At 59.9% G+C, this 26,752-nt stretch carries 27 protein-coding genes and 1 riboswitch; of the genes, 11 read left to right on the top strand and 16 right to left on the bottom strand.

Translation table 11 applies throughout. The annotated features are described in order from the left end of the window. The first annotated feature begins 16 nt into the window (after window positions 1–16). On the top strand, window positions 17–739 hold the full coding sequence (locus I6L37_RS11960) for a 4'-phosphopantetheinyl transferase superfamily protein (protein WP_216991928.1): 723 nt from the start codon (window positions 17–19) through the stop codon (window positions 737–739). Further along, complete coding sequence (locus I6L37_RS11955) at window positions 736–1,584, top strand: tetratricopeptide repeat protein (RefSeq protein WP_216991927.1); 849 nt, start codon at window positions 736–738, stop codon at window positions 1,582–1,584. Before I6L37_RS11960 ends, I6L37_RS11955 begins: the two co-directional genes overlap by 4 nt. Window positions 1,585–1,731: 147 nt before the next feature. On the opposite strand, the gene I6L37_RS11950 is transcribed toward I6L37_RS11955, so the two are convergent. Further along, a complete protein-coding gene (locus I6L37_RS11950; RefSeq protein ID WP_005334342.1) occupies window positions 1,732–1,974 on the bottom strand; it encodes an Lpp/OprI family alanine-zipper lipoprotein in 243 nt (80 codons plus the stop codon). Between the two features lie 224 nt (window positions 1,975–2,198). Further along, a complete protein-coding gene (ribB, locus tag I6L37_RS11945; protein WP_042027402.1) occupies window positions 2,199–2,852 on the bottom strand; it encodes a 3,4-dihydroxy-2-butanone-4-phosphate synthase in 654 nt (217 codons plus the stop codon). A 105-nt stretch (window positions 2,853–2,957) separates the two neighbouring features. Beyond that, window positions 2,958–3,115, bottom strand: a riboswitch (FMN riboswitch). Window positions 3,116–3,347: 232 nt separating this feature from the next. On the opposite strand from ribB, the gene purU reads away from it, so the two are divergent. Then, window positions 3,348–4,184 (top strand): formyltetrahydrofolate deformylase, encoded by an 837-nt coding sequence (purU, locus tag I6L37_RS11940; RefSeq protein ID WP_042072786.1) that lies wholly within the window; start codon window positions 3,348–3,350, stop codon window positions 4,182–4,184. Between the two features lie 55 nt (window positions 4,185–4,239). On the opposite strand, the gene I6L37_RS11935 is transcribed toward purU, so the two are convergent. Then, window positions 4,240–5,502 (bottom strand): DUF945 family protein, encoded by a 1,263-nt coding sequence (locus I6L37_RS11935; RefSeq protein WP_216991926.1) that lies wholly within the window; start codon window positions 5,500–5,502, stop codon window positions 4,240–4,242. A gap of 103 nt (window positions 5,503–5,605) precedes the next feature. Further along, window positions 5,606–7,087, bottom strand: coding sequence for a cardiolipin synthase (gene cls / locus I6L37_RS11930; protein ID WP_042072789.1), 1,482 nt, complete (start codon window positions 7,085–7,087; stop codon window positions 5,606–5,608). Window positions 7,088–7,186: 99 nt separating this feature from the next. Between cls and I6L37_RS11925 the strand changes: the two genes are divergently transcribed. Continuing rightward, on the top strand, window positions 7,187–7,729 hold the full coding sequence (locus I6L37_RS11925; RefSeq protein ID WP_042072791.1) for a DUF1439 domain-containing protein: 543 nt from the start codon (window positions 7,187–7,189) through the stop codon (window positions 7,727–7,729). Here the strand turns inward: I6L37_RS11925 and I6L37_RS11920 are convergent. Continuing rightward, window positions 7,691–8,170: a GNAT family N-acetyltransferase gene (locus I6L37_RS11920; RefSeq protein ID WP_216994161.1), complete on the bottom strand. Its 480-nt coding sequence runs from the start codon at window positions 8,168–8,170 to the stop codon at window positions 7,691–7,693. The genes I6L37_RS11925 and I6L37_RS11920 overlap by 39 nt on opposite strands. A gap of 281 nt (window positions 8,171–8,451) precedes the next feature. On the opposite strand from I6L37_RS11920, the gene I6L37_RS11915 reads away from it, so the two are divergent. Further along, window positions 8,452–9,159, top strand: coding sequence for a lytic transglycosylase domain-containing protein (locus I6L37_RS11915; RefSeq protein WP_042027416.1), 708 nt, complete (start codon window positions 8,452–8,454; stop codon window positions 9,157–9,159). Between the two features lie 88 nt (window positions 9,160–9,247). On the opposite strand, the gene aqpZ is transcribed toward I6L37_RS11915, so the two are convergent. Then, window positions 9,248–9,937 carry an aquaporin Z gene (aqpZ, locus tag I6L37_RS11910; protein WP_042027418.1) on the bottom strand — a complete coding sequence of 230 codons (690 nt, stop codon included), beginning with the start codon at window positions 9,935–9,937 and terminating at the stop codon, window positions 9,248–9,250. A gap of 269 nt (window positions 9,938–10,206) precedes the next feature. Next, window positions 10,207–10,419 carry a DUF1653 domain-containing protein gene (locus tag I6L37_RS11905; RefSeq protein ID WP_216991925.1) on the bottom strand — a complete coding sequence of 71 codons (213 nt, stop codon included), beginning with the start codon at window positions 10,417–10,419 and terminating at the stop codon, window positions 10,207–10,209. Window positions 10,420–10,812: 393 nt separating this feature from the next. Here I6L37_RS11905 and I6L37_RS11900 point away from each other — a divergent pair, with 393 nt between their 5' ends. Beyond that, entirely contained in the window at window positions 10,813–12,027 is a 1,215-nt protein-coding gene (locus tag I6L37_RS11900) for a pyridoxal phosphate-dependent aminotransferase (RefSeq protein ID WP_216991924.1), read from the top strand. Between the two features lie 133 nt (window positions 12,028–12,160). Here I6L37_RS11900 and I6L37_RS11895 read toward each other — a convergent pair whose 3' ends face one another. The 8 genes from I6L37_RS11895 to I6L37_RS11860 form a co-directional block, all read right to left on the bottom strand. Beyond that, window positions 12,161–13,801, bottom strand: coding sequence for a mechanosensitive ion channel family protein (locus tag I6L37_RS11895; protein WP_216991923.1), 1,641 nt, complete (start codon window positions 13,799–13,801; stop codon window positions 12,161–12,163). 328 nt (window positions 13,802–14,129) lie between these two features. Continuing rightward, window positions 14,130–15,323: an enoyl-ACP reductase FabV gene (gene fabV, locus I6L37_RS11890; protein WP_042027424.1), complete on the bottom strand. Its 1,194-nt coding sequence runs from the start codon at window positions 15,321–15,323 to the stop codon at window positions 14,130–14,132. Between the two features lie 269 nt (window positions 15,324–15,592). Next, window positions 15,593–15,775 carry a hypothetical protein gene (locus I6L37_RS11885; protein ID WP_216991922.1) on the bottom strand — a complete coding sequence of 61 codons (183 nt, stop codon included), beginning with the start codon at window positions 15,773–15,775 and terminating at the stop codon, window positions 15,593–15,595. Between the two features lie 53 nt (window positions 15,776–15,828). Next, on the bottom strand, window positions 15,829–17,154 hold the full coding sequence (gene rstB / locus I6L37_RS11880; protein ID WP_216991921.1) for a two-component system sensor histidine kinase RstB: 1,326 nt from the start codon (window positions 17,152–17,154) through the stop codon (window positions 15,829–15,831). A gap of 21 nt (window positions 17,155–17,175) precedes the next feature. Further along, on the bottom strand, window positions 17,176–17,883 hold the full coding sequence (gene rstA / locus I6L37_RS11875) for a two-component system response regulator RstA (RefSeq protein WP_216991920.1): 708 nt from the start codon (window positions 17,881–17,883) through the stop codon (window positions 17,176–17,178). Window positions 17,884–17,958: 75 nt separating this feature from the next. Beyond that, on the bottom strand, window positions 17,959–18,612 hold the full coding sequence (locus tag I6L37_RS11870) for a transcriptional regulator (protein WP_026456447.1): 654 nt from the start codon (window positions 18,610–18,612) through the stop codon (window positions 17,959–17,961). A gap of 67 nt (window positions 18,613–18,679) precedes the next feature. Then, window positions 18,680–19,969, bottom strand: coding sequence for a serine dehydratase subunit alpha family protein (locus tag I6L37_RS11865; RefSeq protein WP_216991919.1), 1,290 nt, complete (start codon window positions 19,967–19,969; stop codon window positions 18,680–18,682). A gap of 22 nt (window positions 19,970–19,991) precedes the next feature. Next, complete coding sequence (locus I6L37_RS11860) at window positions 19,992–20,378, bottom strand: Rid family detoxifying hydrolase (RefSeq protein WP_042027430.1); 387 nt, start codon at window positions 20,376–20,378, stop codon at window positions 19,992–19,994. Window positions 20,379–20,686: 308 nt separating this feature from the next. On the opposite strand from I6L37_RS11860, the gene I6L37_RS11855 reads away from it, so the two are divergent. Together I6L37_RS11855 and I6L37_RS11850 are read left to right on the top strand one after the other, a co-directional pair. Next, window positions 20,687–21,946 carry an amino acid permease gene (locus I6L37_RS11855; RefSeq protein WP_216994160.1) on the top strand — a complete coding sequence of 420 codons (1,260 nt, stop codon included), beginning with the start codon at window positions 20,687–20,689 and terminating at the stop codon, window positions 21,944–21,946. A gap of 285 nt (window positions 21,947–22,231) precedes the next feature. Next, window positions 22,232–22,522 (top strand): hypothetical protein, encoded by a 291-nt coding sequence (locus I6L37_RS11850; protein ID WP_026456537.1) that lies wholly within the window; start codon window positions 22,232–22,234, stop codon window positions 22,520–22,522. Between the two features lie 52 nt (window positions 22,523–22,574). Here I6L37_RS11850 and I6L37_RS11845 read toward each other — a convergent pair whose 3' ends face one another. Further along, window positions 22,575–22,763, bottom strand: coding sequence for a hypothetical protein (locus tag I6L37_RS11845; protein WP_216991918.1), 189 nt, complete (start codon window positions 22,761–22,763; stop codon window positions 22,575–22,577). A gap of 312 nt (window positions 22,764–23,075) precedes the next feature. Here I6L37_RS11845 and I6L37_RS11840 point away from each other — a divergent pair, with 312 nt between their 5' ends. The 3 genes from I6L37_RS11840 (at window position 23,076) to I6L37_RS11830 (ending at window position 26,748) form a co-directional block, all read left to right on the top strand. Further along, entirely contained in the window at window positions 23,076–24,008 is a 933-nt protein-coding gene (locus I6L37_RS11840; RefSeq protein WP_216991917.1) for a LysR substrate-binding domain-containing protein, read from the top strand. Window positions 24,009–24,250: 242 nt separating this feature from the next. Further along, entirely contained in the window at window positions 24,251–26,233 is a 1,983-nt protein-coding gene (locus I6L37_RS11835) for an alkyl/aryl-sulfatase (protein WP_216991916.1), read from the top strand. Beyond that, window positions 26,230–26,748 (top strand): hypothetical protein, encoded by a 519-nt coding sequence (locus tag I6L37_RS11830; protein WP_216991915.1) that lies wholly within the window; start codon window positions 26,230–26,232, stop codon window positions 26,746–26,748. Before I6L37_RS11835 ends, I6L37_RS11830 begins: the two co-directional genes overlap by 4 nt. Window positions 26,749–26,752: the final 4 nt, after the last annotated feature.

The raw sequence follows: 26,752 nt of genomic DNA, 5'->3' as shown, positions 1-26,752 counted from the left end.
TTTAAAGTGAAAAATTATGACCGCCACGGATCTTTTCTTGTTAAGACCGGCAAACATCCATGAAGCCCAGCTCACCCGGCTGACCACCCTGTTATCCGCCGAAGAGAGAGATATCTGGCACTCGATAACGCTGCCGGCGCGGCGCCAGGAGTACCTGGTCAGCCGAGGCCTGTTGCGCCAGCTTCTGGCCGAACGGCTGCAGCAGCCAGCCAGTGAATTGCACTTTGGCCAGGGGGAGCATGGCAAGCCACGGCTGCAGGATGATGCCTGGCATTTCAACCTCAGCCACAGCGGTCCCTGGCTGGTGCTGGCCCTGAGCGCGCAGGGGCCGCTCGGGGTCGATCTCGAGCTGGGCATGCGCCGCCGCAGTCCCCTGCCCCTTGCCCGGCGCTTCTATGCCAAGAGCGAATACAACTGGCTCAGTCAGCTGCCAGACACTCAGCAGGAGAGTGCCTTTTACCGGCTCTGGTCACGCAAGGAAGCGGTGCTCAAAGCCCATGGTGGCGGCATCGCCGCCGGGCTTGAGAAGATCTGTTTCCTCCCGGAAGAGGGGTGGCGTCTCGACAACCGGCTGGATAACACGTGCTACCAGGTGCAGGACTGGCCATTTGCCAGCGGCTGGTTGAGCATTGCGGCCAGCCATTCTCTGGTTCACTGCTATCGGCTGGATGAGCGCTTGAATTGCCATGCCATCAGCCCCATCTTGTTCAACACCCTCTCTGAAGAGTCCAACTCATGATCGTCGACATTACTCCCCAGAATTTTCACGCCGAACTGATCGATGCCTCCATGAAGAAGCCGGTCGTCATCTACTTCCATGCGCCGCAGATGCCGGAATGCCAGGGAATGACCCCGCTGGTCGAATCTCTGGTCGGCCCTGCCAACCCGCAGGTGACCCTGGCCAAAGTGGACATGAACGACCCCCAGCTGCAGCCGCTGGCCAGCCAGCTCGGGCTGCGCGCCCTGCCCGCCCTGGTGCTGTTCCATCAGGGCCGCCCCGACGAACAGGCGATCATCGAAGGCCCGCAGGATGAGGCCACCCTGCGCCAGTACTTTGCCGCCTTCGCACCCAAGGAGGAGGAAGAGTTGCTGGCCAAGGCCCAGCAGGCGCTGGCCGACGAGCAGCCCAGCACCGCCTATGCCCATCTTGGCAAGGCCCACCAGCTGGCTCCTGAACGTCACGATATCAGCCTGTGGCTCATTCAGGCGGCGCTCGACCTCAATCTGCTGGATGAAGCGCAGGAGCGCCTCGGTCAGATCCCCATGGCGGCGCAGGATGGTCACTACCAGGCCCTGAGTTCACGGCTTGCCCTGGCGCTGCAAGCTGCCGACAGCCCGGAGCTGCGGGCACTGGAGGCGCGCTACGCCGAACATCCGGATGATTTTGCCCTGGCTCAGGATCTGGCGGTGCAATACAACCAGGCGGGACGTCAGGAAGAGGCGCTGGGGCTGCTGCTGAGCATTCTCAAGCGGGATCTGGCGTTTGGCGATGCCAGAAAAACTTATCTCGATATTCTGGCGACCATGGGCAGTACGCCGGCGGCGCAAAACTATCGTCGCAAACTCTACAGCCTGCTCTATTGAGAGACGCGAAATAACGTGTGGAATTACGTGGGGGAGTGCCGGGAAACCGGCATGACCTCATGGGTCAGGAAGTGAACGTCAGGTAAAGAATTGGTGAATTTCAGACATAAAAAAATGGCGCATTGCTGCGCCATTTTTTTGCATGGATTACTTCTTGTAGGAAGTAGCCATGTTGTCGATGCGCTGGTTAGCACGCATAGCTTCTTGCTTGGCTTCAGCAACATCAGCAGCGATCTTGGACTGATCAGCACGAACTGCGCTAACATCTTGAGCCAGCTGGTCAACTTTGTTAGACAGATTCTGAACGGAGGTTTCTAGTTCGCTGGTGTTAGCGCAACCACCCAGCAGAGCGGACAGACCAACAACACCTACCAACAACAATTTTTTCATTTTTAAAGCTCCCTTGAACTCGCCAGACGTTTAGCAAGCGGCGTGATTATGGCACAAAAAAATCATACTTTGCATAGCCCCCAGCACAGATAAATGCATTAAAACCCTCATTTTTTTTCGACCGAGCATTTTTTACCCAGAATCGACCAAAAATGAGTGTCACGTAACCGGGGTACGCACAAAGACTAACCAAAAACTTCCCTTATTACAATTTCGTATGAGCCTCAGGCGGTTTGTTCTGACAACAATTGGCGATATTGCACCAAATCCTCAATGGTCAAGACCGGCATCTGATGCTTGCGACCAAAAGTGACCAGATCCGGCAGCCGCGCCATGGAGCCATCCTCCCGAGTCAACTCACACAATACGCCGAACGGTTTGAGCCCGGCAAGCTGCATCAGATCGACTGTCGCCTCGGTGTGACCGCGACGGGTCAAGACCCCGCCGGTGCGGGCTCGCAGCGGGAAGACATGGCCCGGACGATGCAGATCTCCCGGCTTGGCGCCATCGGCAATGGCGGCGCGGATGGTGGTGATGCGATCGGCGGCGGAAACACCGGTGGTGACCCCTTGCGCCGCCTCGATGGTGACGGTGAATGCGGTCTGATAGTGGCTGGAGTTGGCCTCCACCATCATGGGCAATTCGAGCTGGCGCACCCGCTCATCGGTCAGGCAGAGACAGACGATGCCGGAGCACTCGCGGATCATCAGCGCCATCTGTTCGTTGGTCATGGACTGCGCGGCGAAAATGAGGTCGCCCTCGTTCTCCCGATCTTCATCGTCGGCAACCAGAACGCCACGACCGGCACGCAAGGCCTCGAGCGCTGCTTCGACACGGGCAACGGGATCACCGAATTCACTGAGTAGAGACTGATTCATGGTAAAACTCCTAAACAAGACAAGGACCAGAATCAGGGCACGGAAAGGCAGACAGAGATAGGCATGCAGCGGCTGGCCCGCGCGGGGCTTGCCTGCAAAAGTCTGTCTTATCCTCTTTCATCCGGACTGTAACCGTCGGCTCCGGCATCTCACCGGATCTGCTGACCCCGACCCGGTGTCAAACCGGGGTCGGGCGCTCGCGGGCTCCCCGAGTCAATCGGGATACCGCCGGTGGGGAATTTCACCCCGCCCTGAGAATAAGCCCCGACAGCCTAAAGAAAAACGGTTGCAGATACCAGCCCAAATCCCTGTCAACGCGAAAACCGACCATGGAAGGACTCGTATGTTGCAGACTCAGACCGCCCTGACCCAGAAGACCATGACGAGCCGCCGAATTTCTTTATGGCCTCAATTTGTTTGTGGCATAGTGCCTGAAAAAACGCGCCGCCTGCGCAGCCCGACAGGCGCCAACACCACAAACGGAAAATGACAGAGATGGAAAAGAAAATACTGTTGACGGACTGCCCGGACGCCAAGGGCCTCATCGCCAAGATCACCAACATCTGCTACAAGCATCAGCTCAATATCATCAAGAACGATGAGTTCGTTGACCACGAGAATGGCCGTTTCTTCATGCGCACCGAGCTGGAGGGGCGTTTCAACGACGAGACCCTGCTGGCCGACCTCGATGATGCATTGCCGATTGGTGCCCTGCGCCGCCTGGTCAAGGCTGGCAAGAAACGCATCGTCATCTTGGTGACCAAGGAGGCTCACTGCCTCGGCGATATCCTGATGAAGAACTACGCCGGCGCGCTGGACATGGACATAGTCGCCGTCATCGGCAACTACGACACCCTGGCCGAGCTTACCGGCAAGTTCGATATCCCGTTTCATACCGTCAGCCACGACGAGCTGAGCCGCACCGAGCACGAGGAGCAGGTGCGCGCCATCATCGACAGCTATGATCCCGATTACGTGATCCTGGCCAAATACATGCGGGTACTGACCCCAAGCTTTGTCGCCGCCTACCCGCGCAAACTCATCAACATCCACCACTCCTTCCTGCCCGCCTTCATCGGTGCCCGCCCCTATCGCCAGGCATTCGATCGCGGAGTCAAGCTGATCGGCGCCACCGCCCATTTCGTTACCGACGATCTGGATGAAGGCCCCATCGTCGAGCAGGACGTGATCCACGTGGATCACACCTTCACCGCCGATGACATGGCCAAGGCCGGACGGGATGTGGAAAAGTCGGTACTGAGCCGCGCCCTGGAGCTGGTCTTGCACGAGCGGGTGTTCGTCTACGGCAACAAGACGGTGGTGTTCAAGTAATGCCACCTCAAACAACAAAGGCTCCCAAGGGAGCCTTTGTTGTATTACGGCGATGTCAGAGCGGCAGCTCGTTGACCGTCACGCCCTCTTTGGTGAGCTTGAGCTCGGCGTTGAGGTGAGGCGGCTGCGCCTTCAGATAACCCATCAGGGTCAACTGATCGAGCATAGGTGCCAGCTGTGGTACCGCCTTGCCCAGCTTGTCGCCAAGGCTGGCGTGCAGCACCCCGGTCAGCGCCTGCATCCCCTGCTCGCTGTTGAACAGTTGCTCCAGCGAGGTCGGGGCCAGGGTCGCCTCCCCCTTCATGGTGACGGGCTCGCCATTGAGCTTGGCACTCAGATCCGTCAGCTCTAGGCTGGCACCACGTTTGAGCATCTTGTCCAGTGCCTGCTGGACCGCCACTTCGTCGATCCCCTGGCCACCGGCTGCCTGCAACCCCTGGTAGCCCTCCAGATCCAGGCCATTGAGGCTGACTGCCAGCGAGGCGTCGGTCACCGCCAGGGCATCAGACTCGTTCTCCAGATTGAGCTTGGCAATTTTCATCTGATAGGTGCTGGAGAGAGTCAGGGCATCGTTGCCCTTGATCTGGGTCTGGGTGCTCATCCCCTGCAGGACAATCCTGGCACTATCGGGCAATTGCAGCGTCAGCGCCGCCAGGGTCATCTCGCTCTGGGGCGCCAGCAGGATGCCGCTGATCTCGGCCAGATCGGCACTCCCCCTCATGTCTGCCAACACCAGATCGAGCTTGTTCTGCTCTTCGTGCACCGTCATCCCCTGCCAGCTCATAGTGATATGGCCGTTGCCGTCCAGATCCCCGTGATACTCGCCATTGAGCGGCAGGAAGCTGAATTCATCCAGCCCCTGTTTGACCTTGAACTCGTTGGCCCAGAAACGGCTGCTGTTGCTCATGGTCCAGAGGCTGCTCAACGACTCCATGCCAAACTGCCACTGCTCCATTTTGAGAGCGCTGAATACAGGGGCCAGCGACCCCTGCCGGGTATCGAGCAGGGCATGGCTCTTGATATAGAGCGGCAGGATGCGGCTGTTGACCGTAAATTGCAGCTCCAGCGGCTGATCGCCCCCCATGCCACCGTCAAACGCCGCCATCTCCTGGGGCGAGATCACCAGCTTGAGCACGCCGTCCCGGGTGAACAGATTGCTGCTACCAGGCACCCAGGCGAGATCGAGGCCACTGTCATGCTTGACCTTGGCAATCTGCTCCGTCATGAGGCGATCGAAGCTGTTGCCGGTATACCAGCACGCCGCCAAACCACCACCTACCAGTGCCGCGCCGACGGCCAGGGCCACTATTTTTTTCATATGTTGATGAGTCTCCAGGGATTGTCACTGCACTCTACGGGGCCAGCTCCCGACCAGGCAAGCCCAATGAACGGAAATCCCGTGCCAGAGCTCGTCATGCTGGTCACAGCAGGGGACTGAAAAGATAGAAGATATTCTCCATCACCTTCTTGTACCAGGGACGGGCACGCCACTGGGCCAGGGTCATGGGGGTGGCTTCCGCCATATACCCCTGCACCAGCTGGTTCATCTGGGCGACAAAGGCCGGATTGTCTACCAGCAGGGTCACTTCGAAGTTGAGCCAGAGGCTGCGGCGATCCAGGTTGACCGTGCCCACCAGCGCGAAATCGTCGTCCACCAGCACACTCTTGGTGTGGAGCAGGCCGGCGTCGTAGCGATAGATCTCCACCCCCGCCTCCAGCAGCTCCTCCATAAAGGCATTGCAGGCGTAGTTGGCCATGATGGAGTCGTTGCGCGCCGGCAGCACCAGTTGCACCTGCACGCCACGGGCTGCCGCCGAGCTGAGGGCCGCCGCCAGGGGATCGTCCGGTACGAAATAGGGGGTGGTGAGCACCAGGTGACTATGAGCCTGATAGATGGCCAGCAGCAGGCTCTGCTGGATGCAGTCTCCCCCGACGAAGGGACCGGAGGGGATCAGCTGGGCGCGATAATCGGTCTGGGGCCAGGCTTCGGGTTCGTGCTGCAGGCTGTCGAGTAAGCGCTCGCCGGTTTCCATCTCCCAGTCCCAGACGAAGATGGACCACATCAGGGGCACCATGGGGCCCTGCACCCGGATCATGATGTCGACCCACTGGCCGACCCCGGCATCCTGCTTGAAGAAACGGGGATCCACCATGTTCATGGAGCCGGTGTAGCCAACCCTGTCGTCGATCACCACCAGCTTGCGGTGCATCCGCAGATCCTGGCGCTGGAACGGAATGCGCCAGGCACCGACGGGCAACACCTCCACCAGCTTGACCCCCGCCTTGCGCAGCTTCTTGGGCCAGGGGGAGCGGAAAAACTGCGAGCTGCCCACCGAGTCGAGCAACAAACGACAATCCACGCCGCGCTGTGCCACTTCCATCAGGGCCTCGCACACCATGTCAGCATCGCCACCAGGGTGCCAGATATAGAACTCCAGATAGCAGGAAAGCGTAGAGCGGCGGATATCCTGGGCGATCTCCCGCAGGATCCAGTCCGGTTTGTTGAGCAGGGTCATGCGGTTGCCGGAGAGCATGGGCATGGCCAGGCGGCCCTGGATCAGATCATGAAGCGGCTGGGCCTTGGCCCCCACCTCGCAGCAGTGCTGGGGAAACAGGCGGGCCAACTGACGGATCCAGATGGCATAAGGGCGGTACATGGCCTGGGCACGCTCGGCGCGGCGACGGCCGAGCCGGATCTCGCCAAACAGGACGTAGAACCCCACCCCGGCAAACGGGATGGCATAAATGAGAGCCAGCCAGGCCAGCGACACCCCGATGGGACGGCGCTTCATCACCACCCTAAGCGACACACCGGCCACGATGACGGTGTGAAATAACAGCAGCAGCCAACCCAGAAAACGGGAAAACAGCAGTTGGAGATCGTGTTCCAGACCGTTAAACAACGGGAACTCCTCTTCTAATCGACAAACAGAACGGTGGGCAGACCCCATCAGGCCAGAATGGTATGCTGTAGGGCACATCCATTCAATCAGGTCTCATCCATGATCCTGCAATCTATGCTGCTCAGCCTGGCCATGCTAGGTCAAGGCTCATATGACATCAATGAACAACAGATAAACCAGTACCTGCAATCCCAGGTCAAGGTCGACAAACAGCTGGAACTGCCCGGCATCATCAAGGCCCATGTACTGCTGGAGCAGAGCGACGTCCAGATCGGACGCCAGCAGCCCGATACCGCCCGGGTCTATGGCAAGGGGAAGCTGAAAATAGCGCTGCCGGACAACACCGAATATGACGCCAGCCTGCAGATGACCTACGAGGCGAGGCCCCGCTACGACAAGAGCCAGAGTGCCCTGTTTCTCGACAATATGAAGCTGGTGGAGTACAAGCTGGAGCCTGAAGCCGCCCAGCAAAAATTCGGACTCATGCTCGGCATGCTGCTGCAGAGCATGGAAAAACGCCTGGAGACCCAGCCCGTCTATCGGCTTGACGACAAGGATCCGCAGCAGGCCTGGCTCAAGGAGAACCTGCTGGGGGTGGAGCTGTCACCGGGCAAAATCCACTTGCTGACTAATCCCCGCTAACCAGGCCATCTCTGCTGGTGCGCTCTGTCGCACCAGCAACTCCACCTGATAACCCTGCTGCAACTGCCGCTCATAGAGGGAGTGAAGGGCGCCTCTCAGACGGTCGAGCCGCATATCGACAAAGCCAGCCTTGAGGTAAAAGGGTTTCTCGAAGGGCAGTGCCTGGCACACCACCGGCTTGTCAGCCAGGCCGTCGCAGGCATATTGCAGCAGCCGTGAGCCCAGCCCCAAGGACTGGTAATGAGGCAGCAAGCGAAACCCGCACAGGTGATAGAACTCGTCTTCGTCCCGCAACCTGACCGCTCCTACCAGCCAGTGAGCATCACGCACGACAAAGATCCGCTCGGCCAGATCCGGCACATAGTGGGAGAAGGTCGTTTCGTAATAATCCCTGATAAGAGAGAGGTCGGCGTCGCAGTACTCTTCGAAGGTAAGCTCCATTGCCGGCGTGCGAGTCACAAACAAATCCTTTGCTAATCAATTGGTAATGTCAGATATTGTGGACTAATCCGACCAGATTGACCCAGCAAGATAGCACGCCTGCCCGCGACAAAAAAGCGTCGGCGCGGGCAAAGCCGCACCTCTGCCCCATCCGGTGTCACAGGCTGTGACCCGCCTCACCCAATCGGCCCCGGCCTGCCCTTCAGCGCTTGTCCCGATCTGGCCATGATGCTTTACTCAAGCAGTTGTACACGACAAGGAGCACGCACTTGAAAGCATGGATGCTGGCGAGCCATCTACTGTTGATCCCCATCCCGGGCTGGAGCCAGACACCTCTCCCCGCAGAGGTGGTCTTTGTGACCTCCGAGCCACAGCCCGTCGCGCAAATGGAACCCGCCCCCCAACCGGCCCCTCCCGCCGGCAGCAAGCAGATCCATGTCTATAAATCGGTGCAGCAAAATGGAGTAACCCGCTACTCCGATATGATCCCGGAGCAGGGCCATTATGAGTTGCTGCTGTTCAATGACTGCTTCGCCTGCAATCCCGACTCTCGCGTCAACTGGCAGACCACGGGACTGTTTCTCTACGACTATGCCAGCACCATCAAGGCAGCCGCCAAGGCCTATCAGGTGGAGCCAGCCCTGATCCGTGCCCTGATCCATGCCGAGTCAGCCTTCAACCCGCTGGCCATTTCCCGCAAGGGGGCCATGGGGCTGACCCAGCTGATGCCTGCCACCGCGCGGGAGCTCGGGGTTGGCAACGCCTTGCTGGCGGAGCAGAACATCTTTGGCGGGGTGAAATACCTGGCGGGGCTGCTCAAACTGTACGATGGCAACGTGGCACTGGCGACGGCCGCCTACAACGCCGGCGCAGGCGCCGTGCAAAAGCATGGCGGGATCCCCCCCTATGCCGAAACCCGGGCCTATGTAGAACGCGTCCAGCTGCTCCACCAGCGCTACAAAGAGATGCTGCAGGCCAAGGGGCTCTAGTCCTCGTCGTTTCTCGTTCTCACCAACCCTGCAAAAACAAAAAACACGCCCGCAGGCGTGTCGAGACCACACATGTTATGGCGAGCGCTTACTTCTGCTCGTCAGCCACCAGACGATAGGCCAGTGCCCCCAGAATGCCCCCGACAATCGGCGCAACCCAGAACAGCCACAGTTGGCTGGTCGCCCAGTCGCCGACAAACAGGGCCACACCGGTACTGCGGGCCGGGTTGACCGAGGTGTTGGTCACCGGAATACTGATGAGGTGGATCAGAGTCAGGCACAGGCCGATGGCGATCGGTGCAAAACCGGCCGGCGCGCGGCTGTCGGTCGCCCCCATGATGACGAACAGGAAGACAGCCGTCATCACCACTTCGCACACCAGCGCAGCCGTCAGGGTGTAGCCACCCGGCGAGTGTTCGCCATACCCGTTGGAGGCAAACCCGGCGGAGAGATCAAATCCGGCCTGGCCGCTGGCAATCACATAGAGCACGCCGGCTGCAACAATGCCACCCAGCACCTGGGCCACGATGTAAGGCACGACCCCGGTCGCCGGGAAACGGCCACCCGCCCACAATCCCACGGTGACCGCCGGATTGAGGTGGCAACCCGAGATATGACCGATGGCAAAAGCCATGGTCAGTACCGTCAGGCCGAAGGCCAGGGCGACCCCCAGCAGACCGATCCCGACATCCGGAAAGGCCGCCGCCAATACGGCGCTTCCACATCCCCCCAGCACCAGCCAGAAGGTTCCAATAAACTCGGCAGCAACAGGTCTCACGCGATTTCTCCCCATAAAGTGACACTAAAAAGCTCCGTACAGAGCCCATGATTTAACAGGTGCGACATTATGGGAGTGTGAATCCGGGATGCGAACCCTGCCCGGGATGTTCAAAAATTGTGACCCATATCACAAAGCATTGATTAGATAAGGCATTTATCAGTAGTGTCGCGAAATGCCAGCCTCATGAGGATAAGTTTCATGCGACAACTTATGACCATTTTGACTCCATCAGACCGCTTGCCCACTTCCGGGGATGCGCTTCCCCCTCACTCCCCGACCGGTGTGAAGCGGCTCACCACCTCTCCCTGATGTTCAATCCACTCCATGAACATGGCCATGGGACGGGCATAGACCTCGCCATCCTGCTCGGAGCGATAGATCACCAGCTGCTCCCCGGTTTCAGTGTGCAAGGCCAAGGTGAGGACTTGGTAAAGCCCCCCCTTGAAGTGACGATAACGGCCGGGTACGGGTGCATGCATGGAGATCCCTCCTGGGATTGAACGAGATGAAACGATGACACCGGCGAGCATGGGCTGGCTCACGCCATCCCGCCGGTTTGCTGTCAAAAACGGGGAGTGGAAGACGAATTTTTCCGCAAGCCAATCGTGCCAGAGAGCGTGATAATTTCAACACAGTCAGGTAGCTTTGTTAATCAACCCATCATCTTTCACTGGCGATCCCGATATCACACAAACGATCATGCTGAATTTAACTTTTTGATAACCCTGTTTTGGAGCTAAAAATCAGGGATTTCTACTAAAAAGAAGATTGTTCTAGCATTCAATTCTGTGAAGAATAGGGGAAGAGAAATTTGATACTAAAAACCGCCTTTTTCGCCAACGCGTCCCCACGGGGAAGGAATCACAGTCACCATGTTCACTATCGACAAGTCGCACAAGCTCGACGATGTCTGCTATGACATCCGCGGCCCGGTGCATAAAGAGGCTCGCCGTCTCGAAGACGAAGGACACCGCATCCTCAAGCTCAACATCGGCAACCCGGCGCCGTTTGGTTTCGATGCACCGGAAGAGATCATCAAGGATGTCATCCTCAACATGCCCCAGAGCCAGGGCTACTGCGATTCCAAGGGGCTCTTCTCGGCCCGCAAGGCGGTGATGCAGTACTACCAGCAAAAAGGGATGCGCAAGGTAGATATCGACGACATCTACATCGGCAACGGCGCGAGCGAATTGATCGTGATGGCGATGCAGGCATTGCTCAACAACGGCGACGAGATGCTGGTGCCCTCCCCCGACTACCCGCTGTGGACTGCGGCCGTCACCCTCTCCGGTGGCCACGCGGTGCACTATCGTTGCGATGAAGGGGCCGACTGGTACCCGGATCTCGACGACATCCGTGCCCGCATCACCCCGCGCACCCGCGGCCTGGTGCTGATCAACCCCAACAACCCGACCGGCGCCGTCTACGGCAGCGAGTTTTTGCTGGAGGTGATCGAGATCGCCCGCCAGCACAACCTCATCATCTTCGCCGACGAGATCTACGACAAGATCCTCTACGACGACATCTCCCACACCAGCGTCTGCACCCTGTGTGACGATGTGATGGTAGTGACCTTCAATGGCCTCTCCAAGGCCTATCGCGCCTGCGGCTTCCGCCAGGGCTGGATGGTCATTACCGGGCCCAAGGGGCGCGCCCGCGGCTATATCGAGGGGCTGGAGATGCTGGCCTCCATGCGCCTGTGCGCCAATGTGCCCATGCAGCACGCCATTCAGACCGCCCTTGGCGGCTACCAGAGCATCAACGAACTGATCCTGCCGGGCGGTCGCCTGCGCCGCCAGCGCGACAAGGCCTGGGAGCTCTTGAACGAGATCCCCGGGGTCTCCTGCGTCAAGCCCAAGGGGGCGCTCTACATGTTCCCGCGCCTGGATCCCAAGGTGTATGACATTCGCGACGACCAGAAGATGGTGTTCGACCTGCTGCAGCAAGAAAAGTTGCTGCTGGTGCAGGGCACCGGCTTCAACTGGCCGGCGCCGGATCACTTCCGCCTGGTGTTCCTGCCCCGGGAAGAGGAGCTGGAGGACGCCATCGGTCGTCTCGCCCGTTTCCTCAAGGGCTACAAGCAGTAGACACTGCTCGGCTCCTGCCCCGGCCTGTTACCCATCTCAGATAGCAGGCCAAGCATAAAAAATCCGAAGCGGCCTGCACCGCTTCGGATTTTTTTATGGCGGGAGGCTCGCACTGCGAGGCCCGCTTTGTGAGTTATTTCTTCCCTTTCTCCCCGGTTGCCACCTCGGCGGGCGGCACTGCAGGGGCCTGATACCAATTCTCCCGGGGTACCAGCACCGCTTGCTCCGGCTGGGCGACGAAATTGGGGGACATAATCTGCACCCCGAACTCGTTGAACACATCCTGGATGTGGCCGTGCAACTCTGTTCTGACCGGGCCGGGCAAGAGCCCCTCTTTCATCCGCACCTGTAGCTCGTACTCCACATACCAGTCCTGCAGATTGAGCTGGCGCACCAGAGGCGCCTCTTCCTGATTGATCAACTGGCAGCGCCTGGCCGCCAGCTCCAGCATGGCATGCACCTGGCGCCAGGGAGTGTCATAGCCGATGGTGACCTTGGTGAGCAGGGCGATACCCTTGTCGCTCGATAACCGGCTCAGGTTGGTCACCTTGCCCCCTACCACCACGGCGTTGGGCAGGGTCACCTCGTGATCATGACGGGTCACCAGCTTGGTCGAGAGGGCGCTCAGCTCGGTAACGACCCCTTCCACCTCCCCTATCTGCACCAAATCCCCCGGCCGCAGGGCCCGCGAGTAGATCAGCACCAGGCCACTCATGGCATGGTTCATGATCCCGGCCGAGCCCAGGGTCACCATCAGACCGAAGAAGACGCTCACCCCCTTGAAGGCGTCCGAATCCGCCCCCGGCAGATAGGGGTAAGCGACGGTCAGGGCAAACAGCCAGATCACCACAGAGAGCAGACGGCGGGTCGCCCCAATCGTCTCGGAGTGCAACCCCTGCACCCGGAACTGGCCGCGCTCGATGCGCTCGAAGATGACGGCCAGCATGCGGATGAAGAGCTTGGTCAGCACGAATATGACCAGCACGGTCGCAAGCCCCGGCATGGCGGCGATGATCCCGCTCAGGATGTCGCTGCACAGCCCCAGCAGGGAGGAGCCCAACTGCTCGCTCCAGACCCGGGTATGGGGAAACAGTCCCAGCACATAGGTGAGCCAGCCATAGGTGAGCAGCAGGATCACCAGCAAGGTGAATACGCCGATGACGCGGATCTCCAGATCGCCGAGCACCTGACGCCATTGATGGGGGATCAGCCCCTTTTGCTGCAGCAGGTTGTTGGCAAACCAGCGGCGCGCCCGCAGGTGACCCCGCCGCAGCAGCTGGACCACCACCAGAAAAATCAGGGTCACCAGCACCGTCTTGCCCGCGGCCTTGATCAGATAGGCGTTGGAGTGCAGCTCCAGCACCTTGATCCGCACATTCTCCAGCCTCGCCCGCACCCGCTCGGCAGCCTGATCCAGGGTCAGCTCATCGAGCCACTCCAGATCCTTTTCCAGCAGCACCAGCAGGTGCTTGTCATGGATCCTGAACTCCCTGGCCTCCTGGCCGAGTCGGGTCGAGCTGACCACGGTCACAGGATGGGTCAAATCTTCGGGCTGTAGCTGCCTTACTCGCTCCTTGACGATCCGCACCCGGGCCGCCCCGTCAAGGCGGCCGAATTTCGCTTGCAGCATCACGATGGGCTCGTGAAACAGGGTCAGGGTCTGAGCCCGCTCCTGCTCGGTCGGCTCCAGTCTCGGCTCCGCCGCCCACCCGCTATTGACCATGAGCAGGGCCAGCAGTATCCCTGCCAGCCTGATGATCCCTCTATGCCCCATAACCTCTCCCTATTGACCGCCAGGTCCCATCATGATGGCCACGCCCTGTCACGGGATTGGGTCAACCGCCCCCAATCCAGATCTTGCCGTCATCCGTGACACGCCGGAACACCGTCCGTTTTTTGCAAAAAACCGAGTTATAACAAAGATTACCAGCAGTAATAGCACCGCGGCGATGGCGGCGAAAGAGGCCGCCACACCATTTTGCAACCTAACTCACAGGCATCTGGGCACACCATCAACAAGGACTCGTACTGATTCGATAAAATCGGTAGACGGCCATAAAAAAACAGGGCCCCGCAGGGCCCTGTTTTCACGAACAACCGGTTTACAGCTCGACCACGTCGAACTGCACGTCCGGGTTCACATCCGCATCGTAATCCACCTCGTCCAGGCCGAAACCGAACAGACGCAGGAACTCCTGCTTGTAGCCGGTGTAGTCGGTCAGATCGGAGAGGTTCTCGCTGGTGATAGACGGCCACAGATCGCGGCAGGTCTGCTGCACATCTTCACGCAGCTCCCAGTCATCCATGCGAATGCGGGCCTGTTCGTCCAGCGCCAGATCAGCACCATACAGACGGGTGCGCATCATGCGATCCACCTGCTCCATGCAGCCCTCGTGAATGCCCTTCTCCTTCATGATCTTGAAGGCCATGGAGATGTAGAGCGGCATCACAGGAATGGCGCTTGATGCCTGGGTCACCACGGATTTGAGCACGGCCACGTGGGCGGTGCCGCCCTTGGCAGCCAGATCGCCACGGATGGCGCTGGCGGCGCGGTCCAGATCTTCCTTGGCGCGGCCCAGGGTGCCATGCCAGTAGATGGGCCAGGTCAGATCGGTACCGATGTAGGAGTAGGCCACAGACTTGGCGCCATCGGCCAGCACGCCCGCATCGCGCAGGGCAGCCATCCACAGCTCCCAGTCCTGACCACCCATGACGGTGATGGTGTTCTGGATCTCTTCCTCATTCGCCGGCTCGACGGTGGCGGTGATGATCTGATCCTTGTTGGTGTCGATGGCGGTGGTGGTGTAAACCTCGCCGATGGGTTTCAGGGCAGAGCGTACCACTTCGCCGGTTTCCGGCATCTTGCGCACCGGAGAGGCCAGGGAGTAGACCACCAGGTCAACCTGACCCAGATCCTGCTTGATGAGTTCGATCACCTTGGCACGGCACTCGTTGGAGAAGGCATCGCCGTTGACGCTTTTCGCATACAGGCCCGCTTCCTTGGCGGCCTTGTCAAAGGCGGCGGAGTTGTACCAGCCGGCGGTGCCCGGCTTGGTCTCGGTGCCGGCTTTTTCGAAGAAGACGCCGAGGGTGGCGGCGCCGGAGCCAAAGGCGGCGGCAATGCGAGACGCCAGGCCATAACCGGTGGAGGCGCCGATCACCAGCACCTTCTTGGGACCATTCTCGATGGTGCCCTTGGCCTGGGTATAGGCAATCTGACGACGAACATTGGCTTCGCACCCGACCGGGTGAGTGGTGGTGCAGATAAAGCCGCGAACCTTGGGTTTGATGATCATGTGTTGTCTCTTATCCGTTTGATGGATGAAATCGGGGCATAAGATACCTCATCTTGCCGGGATTAGGTGCTCTGATGTGTTGAACTGCGGCAAAAACGGGCATCTCGCAGGCTACCTGCTACCCAAAACAGAACCCTTGCGGATGAAATGAAGCGCAACTCGCAGACCCCTTGCTCACAACTCAATCGAACGGCAGTTATCGGGGACTAACAACATCAAAGGGAGGCATCAGCCTCCCTTTGATGTTTTATCACGCCGGCAGGCGGCGATTATTTGGTGGTCGGGGCTACCTTGACGGCCGGCGCCTTGGCATGAGCTGCTTTATGGTGTTTTTTCACCACCTTGGTCTGGGTGGTTTGCGGCGCCGCAGACGTGGTCGGGGTGGCCGCCATGGTGAAACCGGAGGTGAGGGCGAAAACGGCGGCCAGGGTCAGGGGAATGATCTTTTTCATCTTCATTTTCCTTATTCAGGTGGGTGTCATGGAGCCTTCTCCATGACTTCATCCTAAAGGGAGGACGGCCGCGCTTCCGTGAGTGGTTGGTGACGGTTTGTATCCAAATGTACAGGCAGGGTGAGGCAGAAACGGGCACCGCCGTCACCGGGCAGCAGGGCCACCTCTCCCCCGTGATGGCGGGCAATGCTGCGCACTATGGCCAGCCCGAGGCCGCTGCCACCGGTGCGGCGGTCACGACTCTTGTCCAACCTGACAAACGGCTCGAATATTTGCGAGGCCAGCTGCGGATCGATACCGGGCCCGTCGTCGCTCACCTCCAGCAGGTAACGATCCTGCAAGCGCGAGACGGTGAAGACGACCCTGTGCTCGGCATAGCGCAGGGCATTGCCGATGAGATTCTCCACGGCACGGGCCAGCAGGCGTTGATCGCCGCACCAGGGCATGTCGATAGGCTGAAGCTCAAAAACCAGCTCTTTATCGGGCCGCAGTGCCTGCCAGTCGGCGCTGTGCTGCCGTGCCCATGCCCCCAGCTCGATCTCGTCGCACTGCAACGGCATCTCGGGCCTGTCCAGCCTGGCGTAGGTGAGCATCTCCTCGATCAGGGCATCCAGCGCCCCCAGATCACGCTCCAGCGCTTGCTGATCCGGCGCGGCCGGCTGGGGCTCCAGCATCGCAAGGCGATAGCGCAACCTGACCAGCGGGGTACGCAACTCATGGGCGATGGCATCGGTCAGTTGCTTGCGACTGGCCAGCATGGCCTGCAGCTGGGCGGCCATCTCATCGAAGGTTCGCCCCACGTGCGCCAGGCTGCTCCCCGCCGGCAGATTGGTGCGACGGGAGAGATCGCCGTCGCCAACCAGACGGGCCGTGCGTTCCAGCTGTTGCAAACCGCGCCAGTGGGGACGCAGCCAGAGCAGGATGGGCACCCCGAGGGAGAGCCCGATCAGCAGCAGCAACCCCACATCAACCCAGTGAAGTTCATGAAGATAAGAGAGATAGGGTACGGGGCCGACGATCAGCACCTGTTCGGTACCCGGGATGCGCTGCAAGAAGGTGTCATCTTCTTCGACGATCACGATATTGCCCGCGGCAAGAAAGGCCTGATCCTCCCGTGCCAGCGGTTGCTGTGCCAGCGCCCCGACCTTGAGCGGCAGGGTGAGCTGACGGCTCTGCACCCGCAGGCGCTCTGGCCAGAGTTCGGGGGAGAGCTTGGCCAGCTCCCCCGTCAACAGGCCCAGAGAGCCTTGCATCATCCGCTCCAGATAGCGATCCCCCGCCCGCTCGGCGGTGACCTGATAGACCATGCCCACCAGCAAGATCGCCAGGGTGAAGCAGCCCATCAGCAACAGATAAAACTGGATAAAGAGGCGGCGCATGATGCTCCTTGCTGCTCCCGGTTATTCCCAGGCGTGGGGCACGAACAGATAGCCTTTCTGGCGGACCGTCTTGATGCGCACCGGGTTATTGGTGTCATCGCCGAGCCGGCGCCGCAAGCGGGAGATGGCGACATCCATGCTGCGATCCAGCCCGTCATACTCCCGGCCCCGCAGGCTTTGGAACAGGGCTTCCCGCCCCAGGATCTGGCCGGCGTGACAGGCCAGCTCCCACAACAGATCGAAATCGGCGGTGGAGAGGGCAATGCTCTGACCGTCGAGCCGCACATCCCGCCCCGCCCCATCGACGCACAGACGGCCAAATTGCAGAGTCTGGGGCGCCGAGGTCACCGCCACCGGCTGCAGCGTCTGCTGGTGATGTCGAAACTGCACCCGCAACCTGGCCAGCAGCACGGACGGGGGCGTGGTCTTGAGGATATAGTCGTTCGCCCCCAGCTCCAGGCTCAGGATCTGGTTCATGTCGCTGTCGAGGGAGGTGAGCATGACGATAGGGCCGCCAAAGCGCGGTCGCAATGCCCTGCACAGGGACATGCCATCGAGCCCCGGCAACATGATATCGAGCAGTACCAGATCAGGCCGTTCGGCCTCGACCCTGGCCAGCGCCCTGTCTCCCCTGCTCTCCAGGATCACTTCCATCTCGTGACGTCCGAGCCAGTTGCTGATCAGCTCGCCAATCTCGGGGTCATCCTCAACAAACAGAATACGTTGCATAAAAAGCGCTCGTTGGCAGCAAGGGAAAACCCATTCGGGATGTCACGCGGCCACTTTTGACGTTGTGGACCCAGATTACCCCTTCTTGATCTCCCGCAGGTAGCGGTAGATGGAGTGCACCGAGATACCAAGCTGGCGGGCGGCGATCTGGGCGCTGTCTTTGAGCTCGAAGATCCCCATGTCGTGCAGCTGGTTGACGATGACCCGGGTCTTCTGGGATGGCGGTACCGCCTCGTTGCCACGCACCTCGCTGCTGATGGTGTCGATGGTGCTGTTGAGGGCCTCGTCGATGTTGCGGGCGAACACCTCGGGGGTGGTGGAATGCTCGTGGGTGTGCATGCACTCGGGCATCATGGCCCGCAGTACGGATTGCAGCGGAGCATCCATGTCGGTGTTGATGCACAGCATGCCGATCGGCTGGTGCTCGCCATTGCGAATGATGGTGGTGAGGGAGCGCAGCGTCTTGCCGGTGGCGCACTTGGTCAGGTAGGGGCTGGAGATATCCTGCCCGCTCTTGAGCTTCATCAGCGCCAGGTTGGTGATGGGAGCACCGACGCTACGGCCCGTGATATGACCGTTGGCAATCTTGATGATCGAGGGGTTGCGCGCATCCAGACTGTGGAGCAATACCTCCGTATGCTGGCCATACATGGCGGCGATGCCATCCACTATGTTTTCCATCGCCTTGAGGATCTCGAAATCACTCGGACTCAACTCTTGCAGCTTCACATTGGGACCTTAATGCAGGGGCTGCTGCGCCGGACTCGGGGCGCCGGGCAGCAGCCGACAGGGACACTCAGGCGGACATGATATCAATAATGGTGCTGTCTGTGGCAGCCATGCCGTCCTTGACCATCTGACCGACGTTGCGGATGGTTTGTTCCACGTTGCCTGCGACGATCCCCTGCCCCGAAACCGAGTGGCTGTTGAGGGCCATCAGGAAGCCGCGCACCGCCGCACTGGAGGAAGTACTCACCTTCATGGCGCAGGAGGCTTTCGCCCCATCACACACCATGCCGGCACTGTCGCTCAGCACGTTCTGGATGGCATGACAGGATTGCTCGAAGCTCCCCCCCGCCAGATAGACCATGGCCATGGCAGCGGCGGCACTGGTGACCGTGTTGCCGCAAAATGCCGACAGCGGCGGATAGTGGGATTTGATATAGATGGCGCCCAGATGGCTCATGATGAGGGCGCGAGCCAGCTGCTCTTCGCTTGCGCCATAGCGCTCGGCAATCACCACCACGGGAATGGTGGCGGCAATACCCTGATTGCCGCTGCCGAAGTTGCTCATGGCGGGCAGACTGGCGCCCCCCATGCGGGCGTCGGAGGCGGCGGCGGTGCGCATCACAATGCGGTTCATCACATCCTCGCCGATGAGGCCAGCCTGGATGTTCTGCTGCATGGTGCGCCCGATCTCGAGGCCATAGGGATTGCTCATCCCCTCGTCGGAGAGCCGGCCGTTGAGTTCGGAGGCCTGGAGAATGAAGCGGATCTGCTCGAACTCCACCTGGGTGGCGAATTCGTGGATGGCAGCGATGCTGATGTCGACCCCGTCGCAGATGGCCCCGGTGGCGCCACTCTGGGCCGGGTCCGCCGCGAAGGTGACCTCGCCATCCCGACGCTGCTCGACGATGCGGGTATGCCCCCCGCACAGGGTCACCTCGGCGCTGTGCTCCTCACCCTGCTCATCATGACCGGACACTGTCACCCGGCAGTAGATGAACTCAGGGGCCTCGGTGCGACTGACCAGCACGGCACCTGCGTCGATCAGGACCTGGGCACGAGCCACCTGCTCCGGGGTAATGGCAGCCAGCACCTCGAGCCCGGCATCAGCCTTGCCGCCGATGGCGCCGGCAGCTGCGGCGATGGCCAGCCCTATCCTGCCGGTGCCGGGTACATAGACCCCCATGGAGTTCTTGTAGAGATTGTCCGAGACCACCACCGACAGACGCTCGGGCTCACACCCCAGCGCCCTGGCGGCGACGGCCGCGGCATAAGCGGCGGCGATGGGCTCGGTACAGCCCAGCGCCGGTTTGACAACCTGTTGAATAATCTTCAGATACTGCTGCCATGCTTGTTTCATTGCGAGAACCTTTCTGTGTGCATTAACGGGCGATATGGGCGATGGCTTCGACTTCCACCCTGACCCCCATGGGCAGATCTTTCACCGCGAAACAGCTGCGCGCCGGACAATCCTGCTGGAAATAGCGTTTATAAACCGCGTTGAATGCGGCAAAATCGCTGATCTCCGCCAGGTAACAGGTGGTCTTGAGCACGGTATCGAGCGAGCCGCCACCCGCCTCCAGCACGGATTTCAGGTTTTCCAGCGCCTGCTGGCTCTGGGCCGTGATGCCCCCTTCCACCACGCCCCCTTGCTGCTTGCAGACCGGCAACTGACCGGAGGTAAAGATGAGATCGCCATAGGCAGTGCCATGGCTGTAGGGGCCGATGGCATCGGGTGCGGCATTCGCCACTATGACCTGTTTCTTCATATCGCCACTCCTTAATATGCAATTATTTTTGCAAACGTTGTTTTGCTTTCACTCAACATTATTTGCTTATTAATTGAGTTATTCAACTAAAAACTAAAAACCTAGTCATGAATTCCATTTTATTGTAAACAAAAAGCGTGATCGACCTCCTTCTTTGGATAAAAGAGCATTGTCCGCCAACTTTTTATTCAACTATATTTGCACCGAATTCATTGCCATTACAAAAACAAGGGACTCTAGATATGTACACAACGGCAACCACCCAGCCCGCCACGGGCACGGGTAGCGCAATACACAAGGGCCCGCTGATGGGCACACTGGAATGGAAAGAGGCGGTTCGTTTTGACAGCACCGACTGGGGCTGGATCATCATGAGCATCGGCATGGCCATCGGGGCGGGGATCGTTTTCCTGCCGGTACAGGTGGGGCTGATGGGGTTGTGGGTCTTCCTGCTGTCGGCGGTGATCGGTTACCCGGCCATGTACATGTTCCAGCGCCTCTTCATCAATACCCTGGCCACCTCCCCCGAGTGCAAGGATTACCCCAGCGTCATCACGGGTTACCTGGGCAAGAACTGGGGCATGCTGCTCGGCGCCCTCTACTTCGTGATGCTGGTGATCTGGGTGTTTGTCTACTCCACCGCCATCACCAATGACAGCGCCTCCTTCCTCCACAGTTTCGGCATCACCGACACCCTGCTCTCGAAAAACCCGCTCTACGGTCTGGTACTGATCTGCGCCCTGGTGGCGCTGGCATCCCGCGGCGAGAACCTCTTGTTCAAGATCTCCAGCTTCATGGTACTGACCAAGATCAGCGTGGTAGCCCTGCTCGGTCTGATGATGGTGGACAAATGGGATGCGGCCAATATCACCGCCATGCCCACCGTCGGTCACTGGATGAAGGATGCCGTCATCATGCTCCCCTTCACCCTGACCTCCATCCTCTTTATCCAAAGCCTGAGCCCCATGGTGATCTCCTACCGTTCGCGGGAAAAATCCCTGGAGGTGGCCCGCTTCAAGGCCATGCGTGCCATGAACATCGCCTTCGGCATCCTGTTCGTGGTGGTCTTCTTCTACGCCATCTCCTTCACCCTGGCCATGGGCCACGAGCAGGCAGTCAGGGCCTCCGAGGAGAACATCTCGGCGCTGGCCATGGTGGCACAGGGCGTGCCGGGCCAGACCCTCAAACTCTTGAGCCTGACTCTCAACATCTTCGCGGTGATGACCGCCTACTTCGGCGTCTATCTCGGTTTTCGGGAAGCCTGCCAGGGGCTGACCATGAACCTGCTGCGCCGCGTCATGCCCGATGAGCGCATCAACCGGGATCTGGTAGGCAAAGGGATCATGTTGTTTACCGTCATGCTCTCCTGGGGCGCCATCGTGCTCAACGCCCCCGTGCTGAGTTTTACCTCCATCTGCAGCCCCATCTTCGGCATGGTGGGCTGCCTCATCCCGGCTTATCTGGTCTATCAGGTGCCAGCGCTGCACAAGTACAAGGGCACTTCCCTCTACATCATCATCATCACCGGTCTGCTGCTCTGCGTATCGCCCTTCCTGGCGTTCAATTAACTCGCGGTGACGACACAACAAAAGGGCCACCCCAGGTGGCCCTTTTTCTGGATAGCGACTTCGCCTGGCAACTCGCCGCCATCAAGGCCCGGATGAGAGCCAGCTCAACCTCCCTGCACAAAAACAACTACCCCGTCTTGCTTGGCTGGGGACAAAGACGTAGTCTCGAACGAAAACAAAACATGGCCAACCCGCTCTCCCGAATCAGGGAGTTCGAGGCAAGGGCCAGATACGACAGATTGAAAGAGCCACCCTCTATCACCTCGTTCAGGCAAGGAATTTCAGATGGCGAGATACCAGTTTTTCAGCATTCCGGCATCCAGCCGGCAGCAATACACCTTTATCGACATGGCCTCCCCCACTTTTTTGATTGAGAAAGAGGCGTTATTGGCCCAGGGATTCGAGGTCCAAGAGGATTTTATCGATGCCCAAAGCCCGACAGAGGCGGTGGAGAAGTACCAGTCCGGCTTTCTCTATGTGGCTGACGAAATAGGCAAATCAGACGAAGCCTATGCCGCGGCGACGGCACTGCTGGAAGCTGGCAAGGGATTATTCGATCGAAAAGCGGGCCATTGACGAGGAAAGAAGATGGCCATCGCGACAAGGCGTCCGATGGCCAACAGGATAGTCAGATGCAGGCAAGCTGGCGGAGCATCTCCACCAGCTCCTCTTCGCTGCTCGGCTCATAGGCCAATTGCAGGCTTGGGGCGGCGCCGCCCATCAGCATGTAGACGTTCGTGCTGCAGTGGTCATAGTGATACCACTTACCGTCGATACAGACATCGGTATAGCATCTCGGGTCCCTTTTGAGTTCCATACAAGCTTCCTTTTGTGTCATACCACCAACATCATTTTCGACCGTAAAGTAACCAGAGCGTTACAAACTTGATACAGATCAAGTCCGGGTGGCGACACCGCGATTTGTCGGCAAAAAAGTTCCGATAGACACTGTTTATCGCCCATTGAAGGCCATCTGCTTCCTGTTAAGTTCTCAGTCAGCCATGTCCGCCACAATGACATCGGGCTGAATGGAAGATGAGCAATCTCCTGGGCACCCTTCACATCATGGGCAGCCTCACCGGCATGAGGCGCCTGCGCCATATCGACCAGGCAAGCAGAGGATGCATAAATGTCCTACCCGCACATAGATCTGAACCTGTTTCGCATCTTCGATCGCGTCATGACCGAGAAGGGGGTATCGGCCGCCGCCGCCAGCCTGGAGATGACCCCCGCCGCCATCAGTCAGGCCATTCGCAGGCTCAGCGATCTCATCGGCGAGCCCCTGTTTCGCCGCGAGGGACGCGGGATCATCCCCACCAGCCGCGCCCTCGGACTGCACAGAGAGATCCGCACCGCCCTGCACACCCTGGAGCGATCCCTGTTGCTCAACCAGGAGTTTGATCCACTCACCAGCCAGCGCATTTTTCGCATCGCCAGCCACCCGGATCTCGATCTCCTGCTGTTGCCGGCGCTGCTCGCCCATCTGGCCAGGGTGGCGCCCCATTGCCGGGTGGAGTCGGTGCCCGGCATGTTTGAAGAGCACCTGCGTCAGCAGGCGCTGCGCCTTCGCAATATCGACCTGGTGCTGGCCAGCACGGCGGTGGAGGAGCCCGGCTTTTGCAACGAATCCCTGCTGACCCTGGAGCTCAGGGTGGCCTGTCGCGCCGATCATCCGCGCATCGGGGAGAGTCTCGACTTCGAAACCTTCTTTGCCGAGGAGCAGGTGGTCTGGGATGTGCGCCGCAAGGATGACTGGGTCATCCGCAGCCTCAGCGAGCAGGCCCTGCCTCCCCGCAAGATTGCCTATGAGAGCAACGCCCTGCTCACCGCCCTCTCCCTGGTCAGCCAGACCGAGTGGCTCTGCGTGGTCAGCCAGTGGCATGTCACACAGGTGCGCGACACCCTGCGGCTCAAGGATTTTCCGCTGCCCTGGGCCTCCAGCCACTGCCCCGTTTATCTCAGCTGGCACCAGGCGCAGGGCCGGGATCCCGGCCTCCAGTGGTTTATCCGCCAACTGCACCTGATTGCCGCAAGCTGCCCCCCTCATTTAACGGCTGCTTAACTGTCGTTTATTGCCGGCTGCCATGATTGCTGCCGCCGGCCTCGCTACTCTGGTGCCTAACCCATTGCCGTGCCCTCGGCGCAATGCCGCAACGCCCGACTAACAGAGCGATGCTGACCATGTTGATGGGACATGTCGTCAGGCGCCATCTCGGCTACCCGTCACTCACCCTGTTTACCGGGAGGCATCAGAGTCTGACTACACTTGGTCCTGCCTACCCACCACAATCTGGAGAAAGACAAATGAAGCTCAAGTTCTCGACACACACCATTGTCACCCTATGCCTCTCCGGCTCCCTGCTGTTGCAGCCGGCCTGGGCCGTCATCAACCCCAAGCCGGCCACCGAATTTACCATTCAGGCCAACCAGAATGTGCTGCACACCCTGCCATTCAACGACAAGCAGGATTTCGAGGACGCCCGGCGCGGCTTCATCGCCAAACCGGATACCCTCACCATCAAGGATGACAAGGGCAACGTGGTATGGGATCTGGAGCAATACAAGACCTATATCGGCCTGGACAAGACGGCGCCGGATACCGTCAACCCGAGCCTGTGGCGCAATGCCCAGCTGAACATGGAGTACGGCTTGTTCAAGGTGACCGACAAGATTTACCAGATCCGCGGCTTCGATCTTTCCAACATCACCTTCATCCAGGGTGACAAGGGGTGGATCGTCTTCGACCCGCTGATCTCGCCGCAGACCGCCAAGGCGGCCCTCGCCTTCATCAACAAGACCCTGGGCGAGCGGCCGGTCAGCGCCGTGGTTTACAGCCACTCCCACGTGGATCACTACGGCGGGGCAGCCGGCCTCTTCAACTCGCAGGATGAGGTGAAAAAGAACGGGGTTCAGATCATCGCCCCCGAAGGGTTCACCGAGCATGCGGTCTCGGAAAACGTCATCGCCGGCAATGCCATGGCCCGCCGCGCCGTCTACATGTATGGCGCCCTGCTGCCGCGCAATGCCCAGGGAGGCGTGAATGGCGGCCTGGGGCAGACCACCTCCACCGGCGTTCCCTCCCTGCTGCTGCCAACCCGCTTCATCACCAAGACCGGGGAAGAGGTCACCCTGGATGGCGTGCGGATGGTCTTCCAGATGACTCCGGGCACCGAAGCGCCGGCCGAGATGAACACCTGGTTCCCGGACAGCAAGGCGCTCTGGATGGCCGAGAATACCACCAATACCATGCACAACATCCTCACCCTGCGCGGCGCCCAGGTGCGCGATGCCCTCAAGTGGTCCAGCTTCCTCAACGAGACCATCGAAACCTGGGGCGACCAGGCCCAGGTCAAGTTCCAGAGCCACCACTGGCCGCGCTGGGGCAATGCCAGCATCGTCGACTACTTCAAGAAGCAGCGGGATCTCTACAAGTACATCCACGATCAGTCGGTGCGCCTGATGAACATGGGCTACACGGGTGAGGAGATCTCGGAGAAGATTGCCCTGCCCCCCGAGCTCAACGACTTCTGGCCGAACCGCGGTTACTACGGCACCCTGCGCCACAACAGCCGGGCCGTCTATCAGCGCTACATGGGCTGGTACTCCGGCAACCCCTCCGATCTGGACAACCTGCCACCCGAGATGGTCGGCCCCAAATACGTCGAGTTCATGGGTGGTGAGCAAGCGCTCCTGAAGAAAGCCAAGGCGTCGTTCGACAAGGGGGAATATCGCTGGGTAGCGGAAGTGCTCAAGCATCTGGTATTCGCCAACCCCAACAACCAGGAGGGCAAGCTGCTGCTGGCCGACGCGCTCGAACAGTTGGGTTATCAGGCCGAGTCCGGCCCATGGCGCTCCGTCTATCTGCAGGGGGCCTATGAGCTGCGCAACGGCGTGCCCACTGCTGGCGGTACCGTTACCGCCTCGCCGGATACCATTCGCGCCATGAGTCCCAGCATGCTGTTCGACTATCTGGCGGTACGCATCAATCCGGAGAAAGCGGCCGGCAAGAAGATGGTCATCAACATGGACTTCACCGACATCGGGGAGAAACACACCCTGAGCCTGGAGAACGCCGTACTCAACCACACCACCCGCTATGCCGCCAAGCCGGATGTTACCCTCACCTTGAGCAAGCAGACCCTGGACGACATCCAGCTGGGCCAGGGCACGCTGGAGCAGAAGATCGCCAGCGGCGAGATCAAGGTTCAGGGCGACCAGCAGACCTTCAGTGACTTCGTCGGCCTGCTCGACAAGTTCAACTTCTGGTTCAACATAGTGACCCCATGATGCGACGCACCCTGCGCGTGTGCATGACCCTGCTCTGCCTCATCCCCGGGATGGGGCAGACTTGCGGTTATGACGCACTCTACCCCAATCCGTTTGAACAGAGCTGGCCCGGTACGCTCGACGTCGCCATGGCGACCGCGGCGGCGGTCAATGATGACAGACTGACCCGTCTGCCCCCCCTCACCGGCGAGGCGGGGTTTACCCGCAGCCAGGCCTGGCTGCAGGCCCTGAAGAGCCGCTTCCAGCAGGCCGGCGTCAGGGGCGGCGTCTCCATCCTGCTGGTCGATTCCGGGCTCTGGTCGAGGCTGCGTGGCAAGGAGTCGCTGCTGCTGCAGTTGCACACCCCCGGGCCTCATGCGGATGACAGGGTGATGCTGCTGAGCGAGGCCGCCCTCGACGCCCTGCTGGCCGGCACCCTCACCATAGAGGAGGCGCTGCGGCTGGGAGTGGTTGCCTTGCCGGGCGAGGATGGCCGGCAATTGCAGCATGACTTGCACCTGGCCCTGGGCTCATGACCGC

This window comes from Aeromonas sp. FDAARGOS 1407 (assembly GCF_019048725.1).
GTDB lineage: Bacteria > Pseudomonadota > Gammaproteobacteria > Enterobacterales > Aeromonadaceae > Aeromonas > Aeromonas enteropelogenes.
This window is presented reverse-complemented; position numbering and strand designations above follow the sequence as displayed.

Coding starts and splice junctions, on each gene's coding strand:
- I6L37_RS11960 (WP_216991928.1), top strand. CDS start 17: ATGACCGCCACGGATCTTTTCTTGTTAAGACCGGCAAACATCCATGAA.
- I6L37_RS11955 (WP_216991927.1), top strand. CDS start 736: ATGATCGTCGACATTACTCCCCAGAATTTTCACGCCGAACTGATCGAT.
- I6L37_RS11950 (WP_005334342.1), bottom strand. CDS start 1,974: ATGAAAAAATTGTTGTTGGTAGGTGTTGTTGGTCTGTCCGCTCTGCTG.
- ribB (WP_042027402.1), bottom strand. CDS start 2,852: ATGAATCAGTCTCTACTCAGTGAATTCGGTGATCCCGTTGCCCGTGTC.
- purU (WP_042072786.1), top strand. CDS start 3,348: ATGGAAAAGAAAATACTGTTGACGGACTGCCCGGACGCCAAGGGCCTC.
- I6L37_RS11935 (WP_216991926.1), bottom strand. CDS start 5,502: ATGAAAAAAATAGTGGCCCTGGCCGTCGGCGCGGCACTGGTAGGTGGT.
- I6L37_RS11925 (WP_042072791.1), top strand. CDS start 7,187: ATGATCCTGCAATCTATGCTGCTCAGCCTGGCCATGCTAGGTCAAGGC.
- I6L37_RS11920 (WP_216994161.1), bottom strand. CDS start 8,170: ATGGAGCTTACCTTCGAAGAGTACTGCGACGCCGACCTCTCTCTTATC.
- I6L37_RS11915 (WP_042027416.1), top strand. CDS start 8,452: ATGCTGGCGAGCCATCTACTGTTGATCCCCATCCCGGGCTGGAGCCAG.
- I6L37_RS11905 (WP_216991925.1), bottom strand. CDS start 10,419: ATGCATGCACCCGTACCCGGCCGTTATCGTCACTTCAAGGGGGGGCTT.
- I6L37_RS11900 (WP_216991924.1), top strand. CDS start 10,813: ATGTTCACTATCGACAAGTCGCACAAGCTCGACGATGTCTGCTATGAC.
- I6L37_RS11895 (WP_216991923.1), bottom strand. CDS start 13,801: ATGGGGCATAGAGGGATCATCAGGCTGGCAGGGATACTGCTGGCCCTG.
- fabV (WP_042027424.1), bottom strand. CDS start 15,323: ATGATCATCAAACCCAAGGTTCGCGGCTTTATCTGCACCACCACTCAC.
- I6L37_RS11885 (WP_216991922.1), bottom strand. CDS start 15,775: ATGAAAAAGATCATTCCCCTGACCCTGGCCGCCGTTTTCGCCCTCACC.
- rstB (WP_216991921.1), bottom strand. CDS start 17,154: ATGCGCCGCCTCTTTATCCAGTTTTATCTGTTGCTGATGGGCTGCTTC.
- rstA (WP_216991920.1), bottom strand. CDS start 17,883: ATGCAACGTATTCTGTTTGTTGAGGATGACCCCGAGATTGGCGAGCTG.
- I6L37_RS11865 (WP_216991919.1), bottom strand. CDS start 19,969: ATGAAACAAGCATGGCAGCAGTATCTGAAGATTATTCAACAGGTTGTC.
- I6L37_RS11860 (WP_042027430.1), bottom strand. CDS start 20,378: ATGAAGAAACAGGTCATAGTGGCGAATGCCGCACCCGATGCCATCGGC.
- I6L37_RS11855 (WP_216994160.1), top strand. CDS start 20,687: ATGGGCACACTGGAATGGAAAGAGGCGGTTCGTTTTGACAGCACCGAC.
- I6L37_RS11850 (WP_026456537.1), top strand. CDS start 22,232: ATGGCGAGATACCAGTTTTTCAGCATTCCGGCATCCAGCCGGCAGCAA.
- I6L37_RS11845 (WP_216991918.1), bottom strand. CDS start 22,763: ATGGAACTCAAAAGGGACCCGAGATGCTATACCGATGTCTGTATCGAC.
- I6L37_RS11840 (WP_216991917.1), top strand. CDS start 23,076: ATGTCCTACCCGCACATAGATCTGAACCTGTTTCGCATCTTCGATCGC.
- I6L37_RS11835 (WP_216991916.1), top strand. CDS start 24,251: ATGAAGCTCAAGTTCTCGACACACACCATTGTCACCCTATGCCTCTCC.
- I6L37_RS11830 (WP_216991915.1), top strand. CDS start 26,230: ATGATGCGACGCACCCTGCGCGTGTGCATGACCCTGCTCTGCCTCATC.